Raw genomic sequence first — 17,161 nt, forward strand, 5'->3', positions numbered from 1 at the left:
ACAATTACTTGTACTTAATCTTACAGAGTATAGCTACTTTTTAGTGTGTGCATGTCAAACATAGAAAACAATGTCAAGTTTTTAATGGATTCTGTCGAATTTCCTCGTAAAACAAGCTATAATTTATAAAAGGGGTTGAAACTATGTTATCGCAAGCACAAATTGATGCTATTTTAAAACAAAAATCAAATGAACGTCCCGCATCAAAGGAAGAGAAGGAACTGTTTTTTGACAAGCTTAAGCAACAGGTACCTAAGAGTGATGAATTAGTCTCAATCTTGAATAATCGTGAGCAATTGCAGGTTTTTGTCGATATTTCTAACCCAACAAGTTTTAGACTTCAGCTTGAGCATTCGGAGGGTTCATATAGATTGACAAACTCATTTTTTGCAATGCTTGAATAAATGAAACTTTTTTGTACTGGAATCGTAAATAGTAGAAGATAAATCGCAGGGGGTAAATCAATATGTCTGAATTCAACAATGACCTATTAAAATCGAAAGATCCATTCGCATCAGAAAATCCATTATTACAGCCTAATCCATTAGCAAAAGTGGAGCAAGAGCAAAAACCAGTACTTGTTTCTGAGCAAGAGTTATCTCAAATTGCTCAAAATCAGTTGGCATTAAAGCAAGATCCTGAGGTTCATGCCTTAGCACAAAAAATTGATGTAAAAGATCAAATTGCAATGCTAGAGCTTGGAAAAGAAACAGCGAATGGCATTTCTACTTTTTCAGATAAAATGCTTGCAACAATGAAAACGAGTAAGCTTGAGGAATCAAGTGTATTATTAAATAACTTAAATCGAATTATGGATAAATTTGATCCTCAAGATTTTGCGGAGGACAAAAAGGGAGGCTTCCTAACAAGGCTATTTACAAAAGGAAAGGAACAATTAGAAAAGTTTCTATCCAAATATGACAGCATGAATAAGGAAGTTGATGTGATCTATCGTGAAATTCAAAAATATGAAGTTGAGATGAAACGAAATACGGTTGATCTCGAAAATCTTTATGATCAAAATTTAGACTACTTCCAAACGTTGAGTAAGTTTGTTGCCGCGATTGAAGTAAGAACTGACGAAGTACGTGCGTCATTGCCAGGGCTTGAACAAAAAGCTCAAACTGGTGATCAATTAGCAGCAATGGAATATGAAACATTGCTCCGTGCTGTGGAGTTACTTGAGCAACGTCGTTATGATCTAGAAATGGCACAGCAAGTTTCATTCCAGTCTGCTCCACAAATTCGATTGATGCAACAAGGGAATAATCATTTAATTGCTAAAATTAACTCTGCGTTCGTTACAACAATACCGATTTTTAAGCAAGGACTCATTCATGCTGTAACGTTAAAACGCCAAAAGCTTATTTCAGATTCAATGAGTGAGCTGGACCGTCGTACAAATGAAATGCTTGTGAGAAACGCAGAAAATATTAGTAAAAATAGTGTCAATATCGCACGTTCTGCAGGTAGCCCAAGCATAAAAATTGAAACAATTGAAACAACATGGCAAACAATTATGGCTGGTATTCAAGAAACAAAGCAAATTCAAGCGGAGACAGCGAGAAATCGTGAGGAAGGCCGAAAACGTATAGAACGCCTACAGCTTGAATATGAAAAACTGAAAAAAATGTAACCTTAAAGCTTCTTGCAGTATGCAAGAAGCTTTTTCTTGCGCAAGATATTTAATTTTTTCAGCAAATGCGTGAGATACAGAATTCTCACATCTCAATAGGTGGTGAGATGAATACGAATTTAAGCTACTTTTCAGATCTCTCCTAGATTTGTCTTTGACAAAAAAGAAAATAGTCATTATGATTATTCTAATGAGAATGATTATCAATGGAGGGAGTGTGTGGATAGATGGTTATTATAGCAATACCATTACACGAAGATTCTAGTAGTGGAGTGAAGAAACAATAATGGGCAAAGTAAATGCAACAGGATTGTCTTGTGAAACATTAAAAGATGGGGCACTTGCCATTAATACGACGGAAACGCTTATACTCGTATCACAAAATCGGTATCAGGGATTAATGCATATGGAAGAGCTGTATAACGCCATGCATATTGATGTAGATGAGAAACATCATATTTTAGAGCAGGAGCGAAAACGATTAAAAAAACAAAAATTACAGCTTACGGAAGAAGTGCAAAAATTAAAGCAGCAAAATGTGGTATTACAAAAGAAGTTGACTGAATATAATTGTGCAGTTGATGAGCTGAAGGAGCTTCGCAGACAAAATACTGAGCTACTTTTTGAATTAAGTAAATACACTGCATTGTCGAGAGAGTCACTTTCAGGCCCTCTCAAATCAATGATTCGTGATATGCGGGAGCAGGGTGTAGGTATTAAGGAAATCCATATTCGTATTAAGCGGCAAATTAATCCAGATATTAGCTATAGAATGGTGCGTAACTATATTTCTGAGCTTGAATCTGAGGATAATGATAGCTCCATATAGAAAGGCTGTAAATTAAGCATTTACAGTTCCAGAGCTAAGTCCTATAATTAGTCTATTCTTTAAAAATTGCGCAAAGTCGTAATCGATTTCAACAAGAGTAGGAGAGTTAGAGGCAATGTCAAATGAAAAAAAAGGGGTTTTGGCAGCGTTCTTGGCTTATGTCTTCTGGGGTGCCTTTCCTCTATATTGGAAATTACTCGAGCATGTACCGAGTATGGAAATATTATTATCTCGAGTCATCTGGTCCTTTGTCTTTACGGTACTAGCAGTAGTCCTATTTGGCATGCGTAAGGATCTTCTAGCAGATTTAAAGTATTTATGGTCACACCAAAAGCATTTCTGGCAGTTGGCAGGAGCATCCTTTGTCATTTCTATGAACTGGTATTTATATATTTGGGCAGTTACACATAACCATTTAATTGAGACAAGCTTAGGCTATTATATTAATCCGCTGCTTTCAGTTATTTTTGGGGTTATCTTCTTTAAAGAGACGCTTAATCGTGCACAATGGGGAGCTACAGGAATTGCCTTTCTTGCAGTCATTATTTTAACGATTAACTATGGTTCTGTTCCATGGGTAGCACTGCTTATTGCATTATCCTTCGCCATTTACGGTGTATTGAAAAAGAAAATTTCACTTGATGCCACTAGAGGACTAGCTATAGAAACATTATTCATTTTACCAATTGCATTAGGCTATTACGTCTATCTGTTCACAACGCAGCAAGCTTCATTTTTACATGTTGATGCAAAAACAGACATCCTGATGATTGTTAGTGGCTTGGTGACAGCTATACCTTTAATTTTATTTGCAAAAGGTGCACAAAATATTCCGCTTTATTTACTAGGTTTTATACAATATGTCTCACCGACTATTGTCTTAATTTTAGGGATTGTGTTATATAAAGAGCCATTTAGTCAGGTAGAGTTAATTGCATTTAGTATTATTTGGGTAGCTTTACTACTGTTTTCTGGCTCGAAAATCATTGAAACGAGAAAGGCTCATCATAAATCTGCTTATAAGAACTTGTAGAAATTTTCTACAGGTTTTTTCTTTGTTACATTTATGTCAGTTAGCCAAGAGCATATCTCAGTCTTACTAAGAAGATGAAAGCACCTTTACTTTTTTTATTGCATATAGTAAGATAATGACAAATTAGATAACAATGAAAAATATTGAGAGGTGCTTTTTGTGAGTGTAGTAGGTTCTAAATAGGAATAATTACATCGAAATAAAATGATTGACGACAGGGGATTTATGGAAAAGCAACCCCTTATTTGGTCATGCGTTTATTTCAATACCTATGAAGATACCTACAATACTTTATAAAGCGTGTAATGCACTGACTAACTTCATGTTGATGAGGTTTTTTCAGGATGCTTATTACATACCCTTTGTAATGTGAAAGCTGTGGTATCCCCGCAGCTTTTTTTATTTTTATAAAATCATTGCTATCTAATAATAGGTATCTTCATGAATGATTCTAAAAAATCATAGTGAGGAGAATTAACAATGAATTATACTACTCTTGAGAAGTTACAATATAATGAATTGAAGGAAAAGGTAAAATGCTACTGTGTGAGTGGGTTAGGTAAACAGCTATTGGATAAATTAGAGCCAAGTTCTAGCATATCTGTTGTGCGAAATCGATTGAACGAAACGACAGAGGCACGGGCCATTTTAGATGCTGAGGGGCATATTCCTTTTTTAGGCGTAACAAATATCGACAGTACCATCAAGAAGCTTGAAAAAGGGGTTATTTTAGACCCAAGTGAGTTAATAAGCATTTCAGATTTTTTACGGGGATGCCGCAAAATAAAAAAATTTATGTTGGAGAAGGAGTTTTTTGCGCCAGTTCTTGCATCCTATGCTCTGTCGATGGCTGAATTTAAAAGTGTAGAAGAGGAAATAAATTTTGCGATTAAAGCTAATCGCGTAGATTCAGCGGCTAGTCGAGACCTAAAGCGCATCCGAAACCATATTGATGCGACAGAGGAGAAAATTAAAGAACGCTTAACAAAATTTTTAAACAGTAGTGCAAATAAAACCTATATACAGGAATTTTTTATTAGTAAAAAGGACGATCGTTACACAATTCCTATTAAGGTGTCCTATAAAAATCATGTACAGGGAACAGTGGTGGAAATTTCAGCGAAGGGTGCTACAGTTTTTATAGAACCTAGCGCAGTTGCAAAATTAAATGTAGAGTTGGCGACCCTGAAAGCGGAGGAAGCTATCGAGGAATATCAGATTTTAGCTTCATTATCAGGACTTCTGATGGAAAATATTCGAGAAATCACGATTAATATGGAGTTGATTAGTCAGTATGATATGGTTTTTGCTAAAGCTAAGTATAGCAAGCAAGTAGGAGGCATTGAGCCAAGCTTGAATGATTATGGCACTATCAAATTAATCAATGGGAAGCACCCTTTGTTACCAGGCAATGCGGTGCCATTAACGTTTGAAATTGGTCAAGATTACCGAAGCTTGATTATAACAGGGCCTAATGCTGGTGGAAAAACGGTAGTCCTTAAGACGATCGGCCTTTTAACATTGGCAACCATGTCAGGCTTTCATATTGTAGCAGAAAAAGGAACAGAAATAGCTGTATTTGATAATATCTTCGTAGATATTGGTGATAATCAAAGTATTGAAAATGCCCTTAGTACATTTTCATCTCATATGAAAAATCTTTCGGACATTATGATGGCATCGAATAATCATACATTATTACTTTTTGATGAAATAGGCAGTGGGACGGAACCAAACGAAGGAGCGGCATTAGCTATATCTATTTTAGAGGAATTCTATCATATGGGCTGTATAACAGTTGCTACAACCCATTACGGTGAAATAAAACGTTTTTCTGAAATGCACAGTGATTTTATGAATGCGGCTATGCGTTTTAATAGCGAAACATTGGAGCCATTGTATCAATTAATGATTGGTGCCTCTGGCGAAAGTAATGCGCTTTGGATTTCACAGAAAATGAATATTCGCAAAACAGTATTACAGCGTGCCAAGGACTATTTGGACAATAAGGATTACCAGCTAGAACGGGTTCATGACAGTAAAATTAGAAGGCCTAAAATAGGAAAAGAGAGCACAAAGATGAACCATAAATTTTCCAAAGGGGATCGAGTGAAATTATTAGATTATGATGATGTTGGGCTTGTCTACAAAGAAGTAGATAATTACTATAATGTTGTCGTGTATTATAAGGAACAGTTTATGGAGGTAAATAGTAAGCGTTTGGTATTAGAGCTTTCTGCAACTGAACTATATCCTGAAGATTATGATTTGGAAACATTATTTGTAGACTATAAGGAACGCAAGCTTCAGCATGATATTGATCGTGGCTCGAAAAAAGCTCTACGCAAGATTCAGAAGGAAATGAGAAGGGATAACAGGTAAGGGTTAGATGGGGTAGAGGAAAATTTCTTTTTTTCTCTACCCTTTTTTTAGTAATAAAGTTTCGAATTTATTTAAATGAGCAATATATAATTCACAATAGATCATTTTTATTTCACAGTGTCAATTTGTCCCTTAATGGAATAATAGGTTTCTTCAATTTTTTGCTTATACGGAAGATCGATTAAATCCTGTGAATCCATATAGGCCATTTTTGCAATTTCATAGGCTGTTGTTAACTCACCGAAATGTGCATAACAGAGTGCCTTATAGGAGAAGCATTCATTAAAGCCTAAAATGTCAAATGGATGTAGGATGAAGGAAGGAATGTTTGTAAAATGTTCAAAAGCCTCCTTAGCTTCTTCATATCGACCTAGTAAATATAAGGATTTACCTTTTTCGCAATAATATAGGTTTTTATCAAATTTGATGGCTCCCATATCCATAAGTGGACGAAAACGCTCTATCTCCTCTAGTGCCTTTTTATAATCATGGGTGTAATTGTTATAATAGTGAGCTCGTAATGTGAAAATAAAAGCATCCACATCTGCTTGTTCCACAAAAACACGATATTGCTCAAGCTTTGTTATCAAATGCTCTGCTTGTTCGAAATCATTGTCAACCATGGCACAAAACGCTGCTATACGATACATATCATCAATATAATAATAAAATTGGTTTTTATGTGCATTGGCAATCGATTCTTTAACGAGTTGTTTCCCTGCTTCATGTTCTCCGATGGCTAATTGAAAAATGCTAATATAATAAGCCAATTTCCCAGCATCTCGTGAATCAAGTTGATAATTTTCCTGCTCAGCCTCTTCCTTAGCCTGTAAGATACAGGAATAAGCCATATTATAGTTTCGACCTTCCATGAATACAACTGATTGTATAACATAGGTTTCAAACCAATGACTCAGTAAATTAATTTCTTTAAATATAAAGCGTGCACGATTGAGTGGCGATTCCCATGTCGTTACGCCTGCTTGATATTGTGCTACCGCGTAAATATACAGTAAACGACCTGCTTCATAGCTAAGTGGGAGCTCTTCAACATAAGGCTTAATCATCTCTATAGTTTGTTCCAGGTTTTTAGTATCACCAAGCTGTATTTCTGCATAAAAAATTTCCACCTGCTCTAAAAGATGTCGTATTGTAGAAGGTGCTATTTCTTCAAGTAATTCACTTGCTTTTACCCCTAAACGCTCCGCGATATAGTCAAGGCTTTCCATCGAGGGCTTAGCCTTATCATTTTCAATTTGACTTAGCATTCCTTTTGTAAGACGATCGCCAGCAAGAGCCTCTAATGTTAATTTTCGTTCCTTTCTTAAATTGCGAATTCGTGTACCTAAAGAGTTCACTGCCTCGCCTCCTTTATTTATAACATAACCTTTGTTTAATTATATTAAACTTTCTCTTGCGTGAAAAGTAGAAGTTATGCTATATTTTGTTTAATAAAATTAAACTTTTAATTTTTATTAAAAATTTGGAGGGTTTTAGAATGGATGAAGCAGCAAAATATAAAAAAGCAACCTATCATTTATGGACATTTACAGCCAGCAAATTGATAGCGATGCTAGGGACGAATGTGCTATCCTTTGGGATTAGTTTGTATATCTTAGCCATGACGGGGTCTGCAACAAGCTTTGCGACCAACATGATATGTTCAGTATTACCGCGAGCACTTGTTGCACCAATAGCTGGCCATGTTGCTGATAATTACTCGAAAAAACGTACAGTTCTAATTGCACAAGCAGGAACGATTTTAACAGTAGGGGGCTTACTGCTCTATACAGAAACAGTAGGGATGTCGGTCTATGCTATTTATGTAGCAACAGTTTTTACTGCGATATGCTCCGCTTTTTCAGGTGTAACATTCTCTTCTGCTATCGCAACATTGGTCAATCCAGAGCGATTACAGCGTGCCATGTCATTCAACCAATTATCGGTATCTGTTGCTGCAATTGGGGGGCCAGTAATCGGGGGAATGATGTATGGGTTTTTCTCAATGAAAGTATTTTTAATAGTCAATATGATTGCCTATTCAATTGCTTTTCTCTTGGAAGCAACGATGAACTTTAATCTTTATAGTACAAGGGAAGAAGATGTGAAAAAGGAAAAGATTTGGGAAGGGCTTACTAGTGGCTTTCGCTATATTAAGCAGCAAAAGGTTATTAAAACCGTAATGTGGATGTCATTATGGATTAATTTATTCTTCTCTGCCATTGTTGTTGGTGGGACTTATATTATTATTGAATTACTAAAAGTAAAATCTACACATTTTGGCTTTATCGAAGCTTCTGGTGCTTTTGGTATGCTCATTGCCTCCATTTATTTTGCGACAAGGGCAGAGGTTAAAGTACCGTTACGTTTTTCTAAAATCAGCTTATTGCTGCTAGCAAGTAGTTTGAGCTTAGCCGTATTACCATTATTGATGAAATTATCGTATTTAACGATTGTGATTTTTTATATTGTGATTTACTTTATTTTTGCAATCTTTGAAATGGGTATTAATATGCCTATTGGTGTTTATATGCAAAAGTTAATAGCAGAAGAATATCGAGGACGTGTATTTGGATTAATGGAAACGATGGCGATGTCGATGATGCCAATAGGGATGATGGTGTACGGCATTTTGTACGATACATTACCAGCAACGGCTATTTTACTCTCTACAAGTGCAATTATTGTAACGATTACATTGGTGTTGCTCCGGGTTTCTGTCTTAAAAGAAGCACACCCAGAATTTTATAATAAAGAAATTGTCACTGAGGGAGTAACAAATTAATAAGGCTTTTATTAAGTATACAAAAAACAACCAGACATTCTTCAGTTTAAAGGATGTCTGGTTTTTCTAGCTGCATTATGAATTTAAAATCAGTAGCGATAGTGCCAGAGAAAATTACTGGTCCTCAATGACAATGTATGTTGCTTTAACAGGCCCATGTACACCAACAATCAGAATCATTTCGATATCAGCAGAGTTACTTGGTCCTGTAATAAAGTTGATACAGGAGGCGATTTGCTCTCCATCTCTTATTTTTTCACGAATGAAGCGGGCGGCTTGTGTCATACGTGGAACGATTGTACTTTTAGGAATTAAAATAATGGATTTCTCCGGTAAGAAGCTAACAGATCTACCTTTATTCTTGCTACTAAAAAGTACAGCAGTTCCTGATTCAGCTAATGTTATTTCGCTTATGGTAATGCCGATATTTGCTTTTTCAGCCTGCCGAATATTTTCCTCATGCTGTGCCGGGTTCCATTCATACAATTGAATGCCCATTTGTGACCAGTGCTCTGTCATAAATGATGTTAGGCCATAACGTTCAAAACGTTCATCTTTCCATGTAACTACTGTATGACCTCCATAATTATCAACGATTTTTTGTAAATCCTTTGTAAGATTAGCTGTATCTGTTAACACAATGTCTGTATGAATATTTTTACATTGCTCCACCAAAACCTCTACTAATTCATCTTTTGTTGCATTTTTGAGCACTCTCTCTTGTGGCTGATATTGCCATATAGGTTGTGTAAGCTCAGTTTTGGGTGCACGTCCAAGCTGCTGAGCGATTTTTGATAAAAAGGCATCTCTATTTTCTATAGTACCTATCATCACTGCTCTCCTCCTTTAGAACGTTGCTTTAGCCAATTTCTGAAACTATCTTTATTGGGTGCAGGAAAATCTCTTGCTTCTGTCCACGCTTTTAAAGGACCAGGACCATTTGAGATTTTATTGTCTTTAGTAAATGGTGACATTGCAGGTGAGACCATCTTTGTCGCCATTTTATAAAGAGTAGGGGAGGAGGCACCTAGACCAAAAGCTTTCATGAGTAATTTTTCAGAAACAGGGGCTCTTCCTTCGTTTTCAACAATTACTTGACGATGGCGATGAATAAGCTGATGTAATGGAATTTTCACAGGACAAGCATCTGTACATGCCCCGCACAATGTGGAGGCATATGGTAGTTCTTTAAAATCATCGTAACCTCCTAATAATGGAGAGAGCACAACACCCACAGGCCCTGAATAGATGGAGCCGTACGTATGACCACCAACATGACGATAAACAGGACATGCATTGACACATGCTGCACAGCGAATACATTGTAGAATTGGTTGGAATTCGCCTCCTAAAATATCGGAGCGCCCATTATCAACAATGACTAAATGAAATTCCTCTGGGCCATCTGTATCGCCTTCTTCTTTAATCCCCGTTAAAGTTGTAATATAGCTCGTTAGCTTTTGACCAACAGCGCTTCTTGTTAATAAACTGACAAGGACCTCCATCTCTTCAAATGTAGGAACAATTCGTTCCATGCCCATAACGGTAATTTGAGTTTTCGGTAGGGCAGTCACTAAATCTGCATTACCTTCATTTGTAACAAGTGTAATAGAGCCACTTTCTGCAATGGCAAAATTACAGCCTGTGATGCCAATATCAGCAGTCAAATACTCATTCCGAAGTTTTTCACGGACATAGAGGGCAAGCTCCTCTGGTTTTTCAGTTTTATCATAGCCTTGCTTTTCTTTAAAAACATCCCGTATCTGCTCCTTATTTTTATGCAAGGCTGGAACAACAATGTGGGATGGTGGCTCATGATCATCCACCTGTAAAATGTATTCACCTAAATCTGTTTCAATAACTTCACAACCAAGCTCTTCTAGCACAGTATTTAAATTGATCTCTTCTGTAACCATTGATTTTGACTTTACGATTTTCTTAGCATTTTTCTTTTTTGTAATACCTTGAATATAGTCTGTTGCTTCTTTTGCTGTTTGTGCAAAGTAAACATGTCCACCTCTTTGTGCAACATTTTCACTTAACTGATATAAGTAAAAATCTAAGTTTGCTAGCACATGCTTGCGAATTTCTTCTCCATGAGAGCGCCATTCCTCCCAATGACCAAGCTCTTCAGCCTGTGTAAGTCGACGTGTTTGAAAGCGTTCCTGTGCACTTGACACTGCTCCACGCATAAATGTATTGTCTAACTCCTTCGTTACTCGATGATTAAATTGATCGTCACTAGTTTTCATTGCCATTGCTATTACCCCCTTTAATCTATCGACAATTTAATACTTCTGCAATATGCATCACTTTAATTGGCTTCCCCTGCCGATCAATTCGACCGCCAATATTGATTAAACAACCAGCATCAGCGCCAATAAGGATATCTGCTCCTGTTTGTTCTACATTTTGTACTTTTTCAGTAACCATTTCTCCTGAGATGTTGCCCATTTTTACTGAAAAGGTACCACCAAATCCACAACAGCGATCTTTTCCTGACAGTTCCACATATTGTAAACCTTTCACTTGACGTAATAATTTAAGTGGTGCTTCTTTTACTCCAAGTAGGCGTGTCATATGGCAGGATGTATGATAAGTAGCTATCCCTTCTAAATGGGCTCCAACGTCCTCAATCTTTAATACATTGACAATAAATTCTGTAAATTCAAAGGTTTTGTCTGCTAATGCTTGTGCTTTTTGTTCCCAAATCGGGTCCTCCTTAAAAACCTCTGGATATTCCTTAAACATATACGCACAGGAGCCTGAAGGAGAGACCACATATTCAGCATGTTCAAATGCTGTAATCATTTTTTTCATGGCATTTTTAGATTCTTTTACGTAGCCACTATTATAGGCTGGCTGGCCGCAGCAAATTTGATTTTCTGGAAAATCAATTTCACAGCCAAGTCTTTCAAGTACTTCAACAACAGCTTTTCCTACATCTCCTTGAAACATATCAACTAAACAAGTTGCAAATAGTGTAACTTTCATGATTATCGCTCCTTTTAATGTATCTCCAAGATAGAAACATTTACTAAGTGAGAGAATCACTGTCTATACAAAGTTCTTCTCTAAAATGATACATTTTAATAATTCAACTGGTCATCTGATGATTTGGGTAAGGCAAATAGATTGTTTTTATAATACTACAACTTTTTAAATGAGTAAAAGAGTTTATCAAAAATTTTCAAAAAATTTAAAAGCTGCCTATAATTAGGCAGCCACTGTTATTTCATTGATTCAGTTATTTCAAAATATTGCATTAAAACCTTTTCCACATTGCTTAAATGGGAAGCCATAGCATGCTTTGCTAGCTCTTCATTTTGCTGTTTAATGGCAAGGAAGATTTGCATATGCTCATCGTATAGCTGTTCACTTGTTGTTTTTTTAGAATATAGCCAAATCCGACGTGTCTCTTTCATCGTTTCAATCATTAATCCTGAGACTTGATCTAATATAGTTGCAAGTAGGGGATTTTGAGAAGCTTTTGAAATTGCCGCGTGAAATTGGAAATCTACTTTTTCACCTAGCTCGCCATCACCTTGTACATGTTTCATTTCATCCAATATTTGAATCATTGTTTGAATGTCTTCGTCCGTTCGATGGATAGCTGCACTTGCAGCAGCACCTACTTCAATGATTTTACGTACTTCTAGCAAATGGGAGACATCTTGTTTATTTGTTAAAATCGCTGTCGATAGGGGAAAATCGAGTTGGCTAGGCTGGATACCTTTAACAAATGTTCCTGAGCCCTGTTTAATTTCAATTAATCCCATAGCCTTTAAAGCAGAAAGTGCCTCTCTTATAGCAGATCTACTTACCTGTAATTGCTCTGCAAGCTGTTCAACAGAGTCAAGACGGTCACCAGGTTTCAATGCCCCTGCTCTGATTTTTTCGTAAAGGATTTCAGATACTTCCTCATATATTTTTTTCGGTTTAATTTTTCTTAATTCCAAGAAGTTACACCTCATTTTATGCTCAATCATACCTCTATTATACATGAAGAAAAGTAAATTACTTACTCTTTAACGTGAATACTTTGTGTAATGGCCTGGAACTACAGGAAATAAATTTTTTGATATGTCGAATTTTAAGATTTTGGGGAAATATTGAATTTCGAAAATATAGTTAGTATCATTCGATCATCTGACGACCTAATATTCTGTTGTTTAACAAAAGGTGGTAGAATTTGAAGGTTTATTACAATAACATGTGAGCGATAGTGTATTTCTTATGCAAGAAGTTATTTCTACAAGAAGGGAACGGAATCGACAGAAAAAACGATAGTAGAATACAGCTTACAATGTAAAGACTTTCGGGTATGTACCTGACTGACCTGAGAAGGGAAAAAATACTCGATTAATAGTGTGCGTAAAAGTGAATTTGGGGGAATTCTATGGGAGTTGGAATTTGACATTTATACAAAATTCACAGCTTCTGGAGATAGTCATGGGGGATCAGCATCTGTAGCGGTAAAAATGAAGGAGTATATGGCGGGTTAACGACGACGCTATTTGTGTCTTACCTGTTGGCTGTTTTTGCTTTAAAGTATATCAACAGCTATTATGTCTGCTTCTCAAGGAACGATTTATGAGCTAGTAGCAATTGATTGGATTATTATAACCCCTGTTTTCAAATTGGAGAGCTACAATTGTGAAGGCGCAATATGATACTCAAAGGTGTAAATGTCTTAGGAAAGCCTTAACATTTATGCCTAATTACATAATCAAGTTTTGAATGGAACGACTTGTTGATCCAACTGCTGCTATGGTTCTTTGAAATGGAAAATTATGTTTGTGGAAATAACGCGAATTTTGTTGACAGATAATGCAAGCGGGGGGCATAATGCATAAGTACACGAGCCATCATTTATACTACTTAGGCTGATTGTGAAATTGTTGCCTATGAGTAGTAGGATAATTCACTTTTTTAACACTTTATTGCCATGAAACGTTCACAATCAGGAAGGGCGCATTTTACAGTGTTTTTTGGTACGATGAATGCAGTAACTGTAAGGAGCGATTAAAAAATATGGGAACAGATATTAACGTATTTTTAGCTTTTGGTGCAGGGTTTTTGAGTTTTATTTCTCCATGTACCCTTCCATTGTATCCAGCATTTTTATCATACATAACGGGTATGACTTTAGATGAGCTAAAATCTGAGCGGGGCATGATGCAAAAGCGTGCAGTTTTTCACACCTTGTTCTTTTTACTAGGATTTTCAATTATCTTTATTATGATAGGACTAGGCGCATCATTAGCAGCAGAGTTCTTCCTTAATTATCAAACCTTATTACGCCAGGTTGGGGCTATTTTAATCGTCGTATTTGGTTTAATGATTGTAGGTTTACTACAAATTGACTTTTTAATGAGGGATCGTAAATTCCAATTTAAAAATAGGCCATCAGGATATTTGGGGTCCGTTCTAATCGGAATAGCCTTTGCGGCTGGTTGGACACCATGTACTGGTCCAATTTTAGCGTCGATTATAATGTTAGCTAGTACAAACCCTGGTGCAGGCTTTAGCTATATGCTTGCTTATTATTTAGGCTTTGCGATTCCATTCTTCGTGTTATCATTCTTTATTTCACGTATGACTTGGATTCGAACACACAGCCAAAAAATAGTGAAAATCGGTGGTTATATCATGATTGCCGTTGGGATATTGTTATTCTTTGATGGGTTAACATATATTACACGCTTGTTACAGCCTATTTTCGGTGGATTTACAGGCTTCTAATCTGCTAAACTAAAGAGGCATACCGTACTTTAACGTGGAGGGAGTTGAACAGATGCCTACAGTTTTGGTAGTGGATGATACGCTTTTTATGCGTGTTGCCATAAGTAATATGTTTACGGAGTGGGGTTATGAGGTAGTCGGCAAGGCTGCCAATGGGAAGGAAGCTGTGGCGATGTATAGAGAGTTACAACCAGATCTTGTCACGATGGATGTAACGATGCCCGTTATGACAGGTATTGCGGCAGTAAAAACAATCATCCCTGAATTCCCAAATGCAAAAATAATTATGATTACAGCTTTAGGCCAACAAAAATTAATTGTGGAAGCGATTGAAAGTGGTGCGAAAGATTTTATCACAAAACCATTTGAGCCAGAAAGATTGAAATCTGTAGTTGATCAATTGCTTGGACAAAATTGTTAATTTGACATTAGAGGAGGATTTTTTTATGTTAAGCAATATCCCTTCTCACTATTATGTTATAGGTTCGACCATAATGGCCATTTTAATGGGTAGCTTTGTCATGGTAATACGGATGAGAGCATCCAAAAAACCAACAAATGAGAAGAAAATTATCATTCCACCTATCGCAATGTCTTCAGGTGCGTTAATGTTTTTATTTGAACAATTCCGTGTGCCGCCTATGCAAATTTTAGAGGCTGCTGCAGTCGGAATGGTGTTCTCAACAATACTAATTGCTACTTCAAAATTTGAAGTAAAGGGACAAGATATTTATTTAAAACGTTCAAAAGCCTTCGTTTTTATTTTAATTGGGCTATTAGTGTTCCGAGTTGTGGCAAAAATGATATTAAGTAGCTCCATTGATGTTGGTGAGTTAGCAGGAATGTTTTGGATTTTAGCCTTCGCCATGTTACTTCCTTGGCGAATTGCCATGCTTGTTCAATTTATCAAAGTCAAAAAATCCATTCCGCTTAAAAATTTGTAAAGGAAAGCCTACACCAGTGTTTAGTGCAGGCTTTTTATCGTTTTGGGGACAGGTAGACATCTTAGTAATGACTGATAGCACTAACGGAATGACGAATAGAACTTCAAAAGTGACGGTTTTCTAGCACTAAAATTACTTTTAATGGATGGCAGGGAATTTAAGTTTTAAAGTAAATATCTCATCTTTATAGGTGAAGTCTAAGAAACCTTTATATTTTTGGACCACATCTTTTATAATTGTCGTTCCAAGTCCATCATGCCCCTGTTTTGTTGTAATCTCAGAGCGGCCAAATAAAGAATCTACAATATCTCTAGGAAGTGGGACTGTATTGTTCTTACAGGTGATAATATATAAGCCGCTTCGTTTATATAGCTGAAGACTAATATTTCCCTGTGCATGATTAAGTTTTTGCCATTCCTGACAGGCTTCAATACTATTGCTAAGTATGTTTCCTAATAATGCAACGAGCTGTGTATCTGCTATCGGTAACTGTGAGCATGGGATGTCTAAATCATAATGGATAGCTATATTTAATGTCTTTGCTTTATTATACATCTCATGTAAAACCCCTGCGATGACTCCTCGTTCTCCCTTAATGGAGAGATTAGTTTCCTCATAACTATCCACAAGCTGGTGTAAATATTCCTTAGCTTCAGAATACTCGCTTCTTTCCATTAAAAAATGCAATGCTGCCACATGTTTTAAAAAATCATGGCGCTCCTGACGAACTACTCGAAAGGTTTCATTAATTTGCTGTTGCTGTGCTTCTGTCTGACGTAATGTTTCTTGAAGCGACTTAAACTCCCGCAATGCTTTACTCCTATACCATTCCAATACAATGAAAAGCATGATTGCACTTATATAAATTGTAGAAGGGGATACAACGAAATAAATACTACATACAATTCCTTGAATGATGTAAAAAATTCGCTGTGGTGAGGCCATGCGATTTCTGAGCAATATGACAGCGGTCAAAACGATAAAGGCAGTCATATACATTGGAACAGGTAGCTGTAAAAATATTATTTGTGCTTGTAAATGAATGGTAAACAAAACCGCATAGTAGACAATAGTATTAATTCGGGCCAAATCACAACCACCTCAAAAATAATGTTTCTGTAAAAAATCAACGTTTTCTTTTGTAATCATCGCTTTTTCTTCGATTCCTTCAAATGACACAATATATGAGTTCTTCGCATAAAGAGAGAAGTTTGTTACGAAATGAATATTGATAATAAATGAACGATGAGATCTAAGAAAATCACGCTCGCGTAGCTCTCCCTCCAGCTCATTGAGGGTCTGATATGTTTTGATTGGACCTGTTTTTGTAAATATCGTTGTAGAACGTCCAGAACGCTCGATAAAGATAATATCCTTCTTCTGAATAATATGTATATTGTTCTTCTGTTTTAAATAGAGCCGCCCCGTAATTTCTGCTTTCTTTTGCTTCTCCATTAAACGCTCAATAGATTGCAGTAAGCGATCCCTTGTGTAAGGTTTCATTATATAATCATGTACTTGCAACTCAAAGGCATGAACAGCATAACCACTATTCGCAGTAACAAAAATTACCGTGATATTCAAAGCATGAGAATGAATGATATCAGCCAGCTCATATCCAGATAAATGAGGCATTTCAATATCTGCAATTAATAGCTCAATGGACTGTTTCTTAATCTGTTCATAAGCTTCCTCTGCTGATGTTGTTGAAAAAACAATATCTACACCCTCTACTGAAGAAATAATGCCATGAATTTTATCTAAATCTATTTGACGATCATCTACGATACCAATTTTCATTTATAAC

16 protein-coding genes are annotated in these 17,161 nt (G+C 36.3%); 9 read left to right on the forward strand and 7 right to left on the reverse strand.

The window, feature by feature from the left end:
* The first annotated feature begins 143 nt into the window (after positions 1 to 143).
* From AC2CGN_RS05430 to AC2CGN_RS05450, 5 genes are all read left to right on the forward strand, one after another.
* A complete protein-coding gene (locus AC2CGN_RS05430; protein ID WP_429981307.1) occupies positions 144 to 404 on the forward strand; it encodes a hypothetical protein in 261 nt (86 codons plus the stop codon).
* 62 nt (positions 405 to 466) lie between these two features.
* The gene (locus AC2CGN_RS05435; RefSeq protein WP_429985007.1) at positions 467 to 1,636 is read left to right on the forward strand and encodes a toxic anion resistance protein; all 1,170 of its coding nucleotides are present in this window, start codon (positions 467 to 469) and stop codon (positions 1,634 to 1,636) included.
* Between the two features lie 286 nt (positions 1,637 to 1,922).
* On the forward strand, positions 1,923 to 2,465 hold the full coding sequence (locus tag AC2CGN_RS05440; protein ID WP_484512581.1) for a hypothetical protein: 543 nt from the start codon (positions 1,923 to 1,925) through the stop codon (positions 2,463 to 2,465).
* A gap of 115 nt (positions 2,466 to 2,580) precedes the next feature.
* Complete coding sequence (gene rarD / locus AC2CGN_RS05445; protein WP_286926867.1) at positions 2,581 to 3,498, forward strand: EamA family transporter RarD; 918 nt, start codon at positions 2,581 to 2,583, stop codon at positions 3,496 to 3,498.
* A 480-nt stretch (positions 3,499 to 3,978) separates the two neighbouring features.
* Complete coding sequence (locus tag AC2CGN_RS05450) at positions 3,979 to 5,880, forward strand: endonuclease MutS2 (protein WP_484512583.1); 1,902 nt, start codon at positions 3,979 to 3,981, stop codon at positions 5,878 to 5,880.
* A gap of 107 nt (positions 5,881 to 5,987) precedes the next feature.
* Here AC2CGN_RS05450 and AC2CGN_RS05455 read toward each other — a convergent pair whose 3' ends face one another.
* A complete protein-coding gene (locus tag AC2CGN_RS05455) occupies positions 5,988 to 7,238 on the reverse strand; it encodes a helix-turn-helix domain-containing protein (RefSeq protein WP_484512585.1) in 1,251 nt (416 codons plus the stop codon).
* Between the two features lie 140 nt (positions 7,239 to 7,378).
* Between AC2CGN_RS05455 and AC2CGN_RS05460 the strand changes: the two genes are divergently transcribed.
* Entirely contained in the window at positions 7,379 to 8,665 is a 1,287-nt protein-coding gene (locus AC2CGN_RS05460; protein WP_484512587.1) for an MFS transporter, read from the forward strand.
* Between the two features lie 114 nt (positions 8,666 to 8,779).
* Here AC2CGN_RS05460 and AC2CGN_RS05465 read toward each other — a convergent pair whose 3' ends face one another.
* The 4 genes from AC2CGN_RS05465 to AC2CGN_RS05480 all read right to left on the reverse strand — a co-directional run bounded on the left by AC2CGN_RS05465 (position 8,780) and on the right by AC2CGN_RS05480 (position 12,624).
* Entirely contained in the window at positions 8,780 to 9,496 is a 717-nt protein-coding gene (locus tag AC2CGN_RS05465; RefSeq protein ID WP_484512589.1) for a LutC/YkgG family protein, read from the reverse strand.
* Positions 9,496 to 10,923: a LutB/LldF family L-lactate oxidation iron-sulfur protein gene (locus AC2CGN_RS05470; protein WP_484512591.1), complete on the reverse strand. Its 1,428-nt coding sequence runs from the start codon at positions 10,921 to 10,923 to the stop codon at positions 9,496 to 9,498. Before AC2CGN_RS05470 ends, AC2CGN_RS05465 begins: the two co-directional genes overlap by 1 nt.
* 19 nt (positions 10,924 to 10,942) lie before the next feature.
* Entirely contained in the window at positions 10,943 to 11,659 is a 717-nt protein-coding gene (locus tag AC2CGN_RS05475; RefSeq protein ID WP_286926859.1) for a (Fe-S)-binding protein, read from the reverse strand.
* 236 nt (positions 11,660 to 11,895) lie between these two features.
* Complete coding sequence (locus AC2CGN_RS05480; protein WP_429981317.1) at positions 11,896 to 12,624, reverse strand: FadR/GntR family transcriptional regulator; 729 nt, start codon at positions 12,622 to 12,624, stop codon at positions 11,896 to 11,898.
* Positions 12,625 to 13,699: 1,075 nt separating this feature from the next.
* Between AC2CGN_RS05480 and AC2CGN_RS05485 the strand changes: the two genes are divergently transcribed.
* The 3 genes from AC2CGN_RS05485 to AC2CGN_RS05495 are packed head-to-tail and all read left to right on the forward strand — an operon-like array spanning position 13,700 to position 15,354.
* Positions 13,700 to 14,410, forward strand: a complete 711-nt coding sequence (locus tag AC2CGN_RS05485) for a cytochrome c biogenesis CcdA family protein (RefSeq protein ID WP_283871857.1) — start codon at positions 13,700 to 13,702, stop codon at positions 14,408 to 14,410.
* A 52-nt stretch (positions 14,411 to 14,462) separates the two neighbouring features.
* A complete protein-coding gene (locus AC2CGN_RS05490) occupies positions 14,463 to 14,831 on the forward strand; it encodes a response regulator (protein ID WP_283871858.1) in 369 nt (122 codons plus the stop codon).
* A gap of 25 nt (positions 14,832 to 14,856) precedes the next feature.
* On the forward strand, positions 14,857 to 15,354 hold the full coding sequence (locus AC2CGN_RS05495; protein ID WP_429981318.1) for a CcdC family protein: 498 nt from the start codon (positions 14,857 to 14,859) through the stop codon (positions 15,352 to 15,354).
* A gap of 138 nt (positions 15,355 to 15,492) precedes the next feature.
* On the opposite strand, the gene AC2CGN_RS05500 is transcribed toward AC2CGN_RS05495, so the two are convergent.
* The gene (locus AC2CGN_RS05500; RefSeq protein ID WP_484512595.1) at positions 15,493 to 16,443 is read right to left on the reverse strand and encodes a sensor histidine kinase; all 951 of its coding nucleotides are present in this window, start codon (positions 16,441 to 16,443) and stop codon (positions 15,493 to 15,495) included.
* 12 nt (positions 16,444 to 16,455) lie between these two features.
* Positions 16,456 to 17,154 carry a LytR/AlgR family response regulator transcription factor gene (locus AC2CGN_RS05505; RefSeq protein ID WP_429981320.1) on the reverse strand — a complete coding sequence of 233 codons (699 nt, stop codon included), beginning with the start codon at positions 17,152 to 17,154 and terminating at the stop codon, positions 16,456 to 16,458.
* Between the last annotated feature and the right edge of the window lie 7 nt (positions 17,155 to 17,161).

Source organism: Lysinibacillus sp. DFXJR4 (assembly GCF_057196045.1).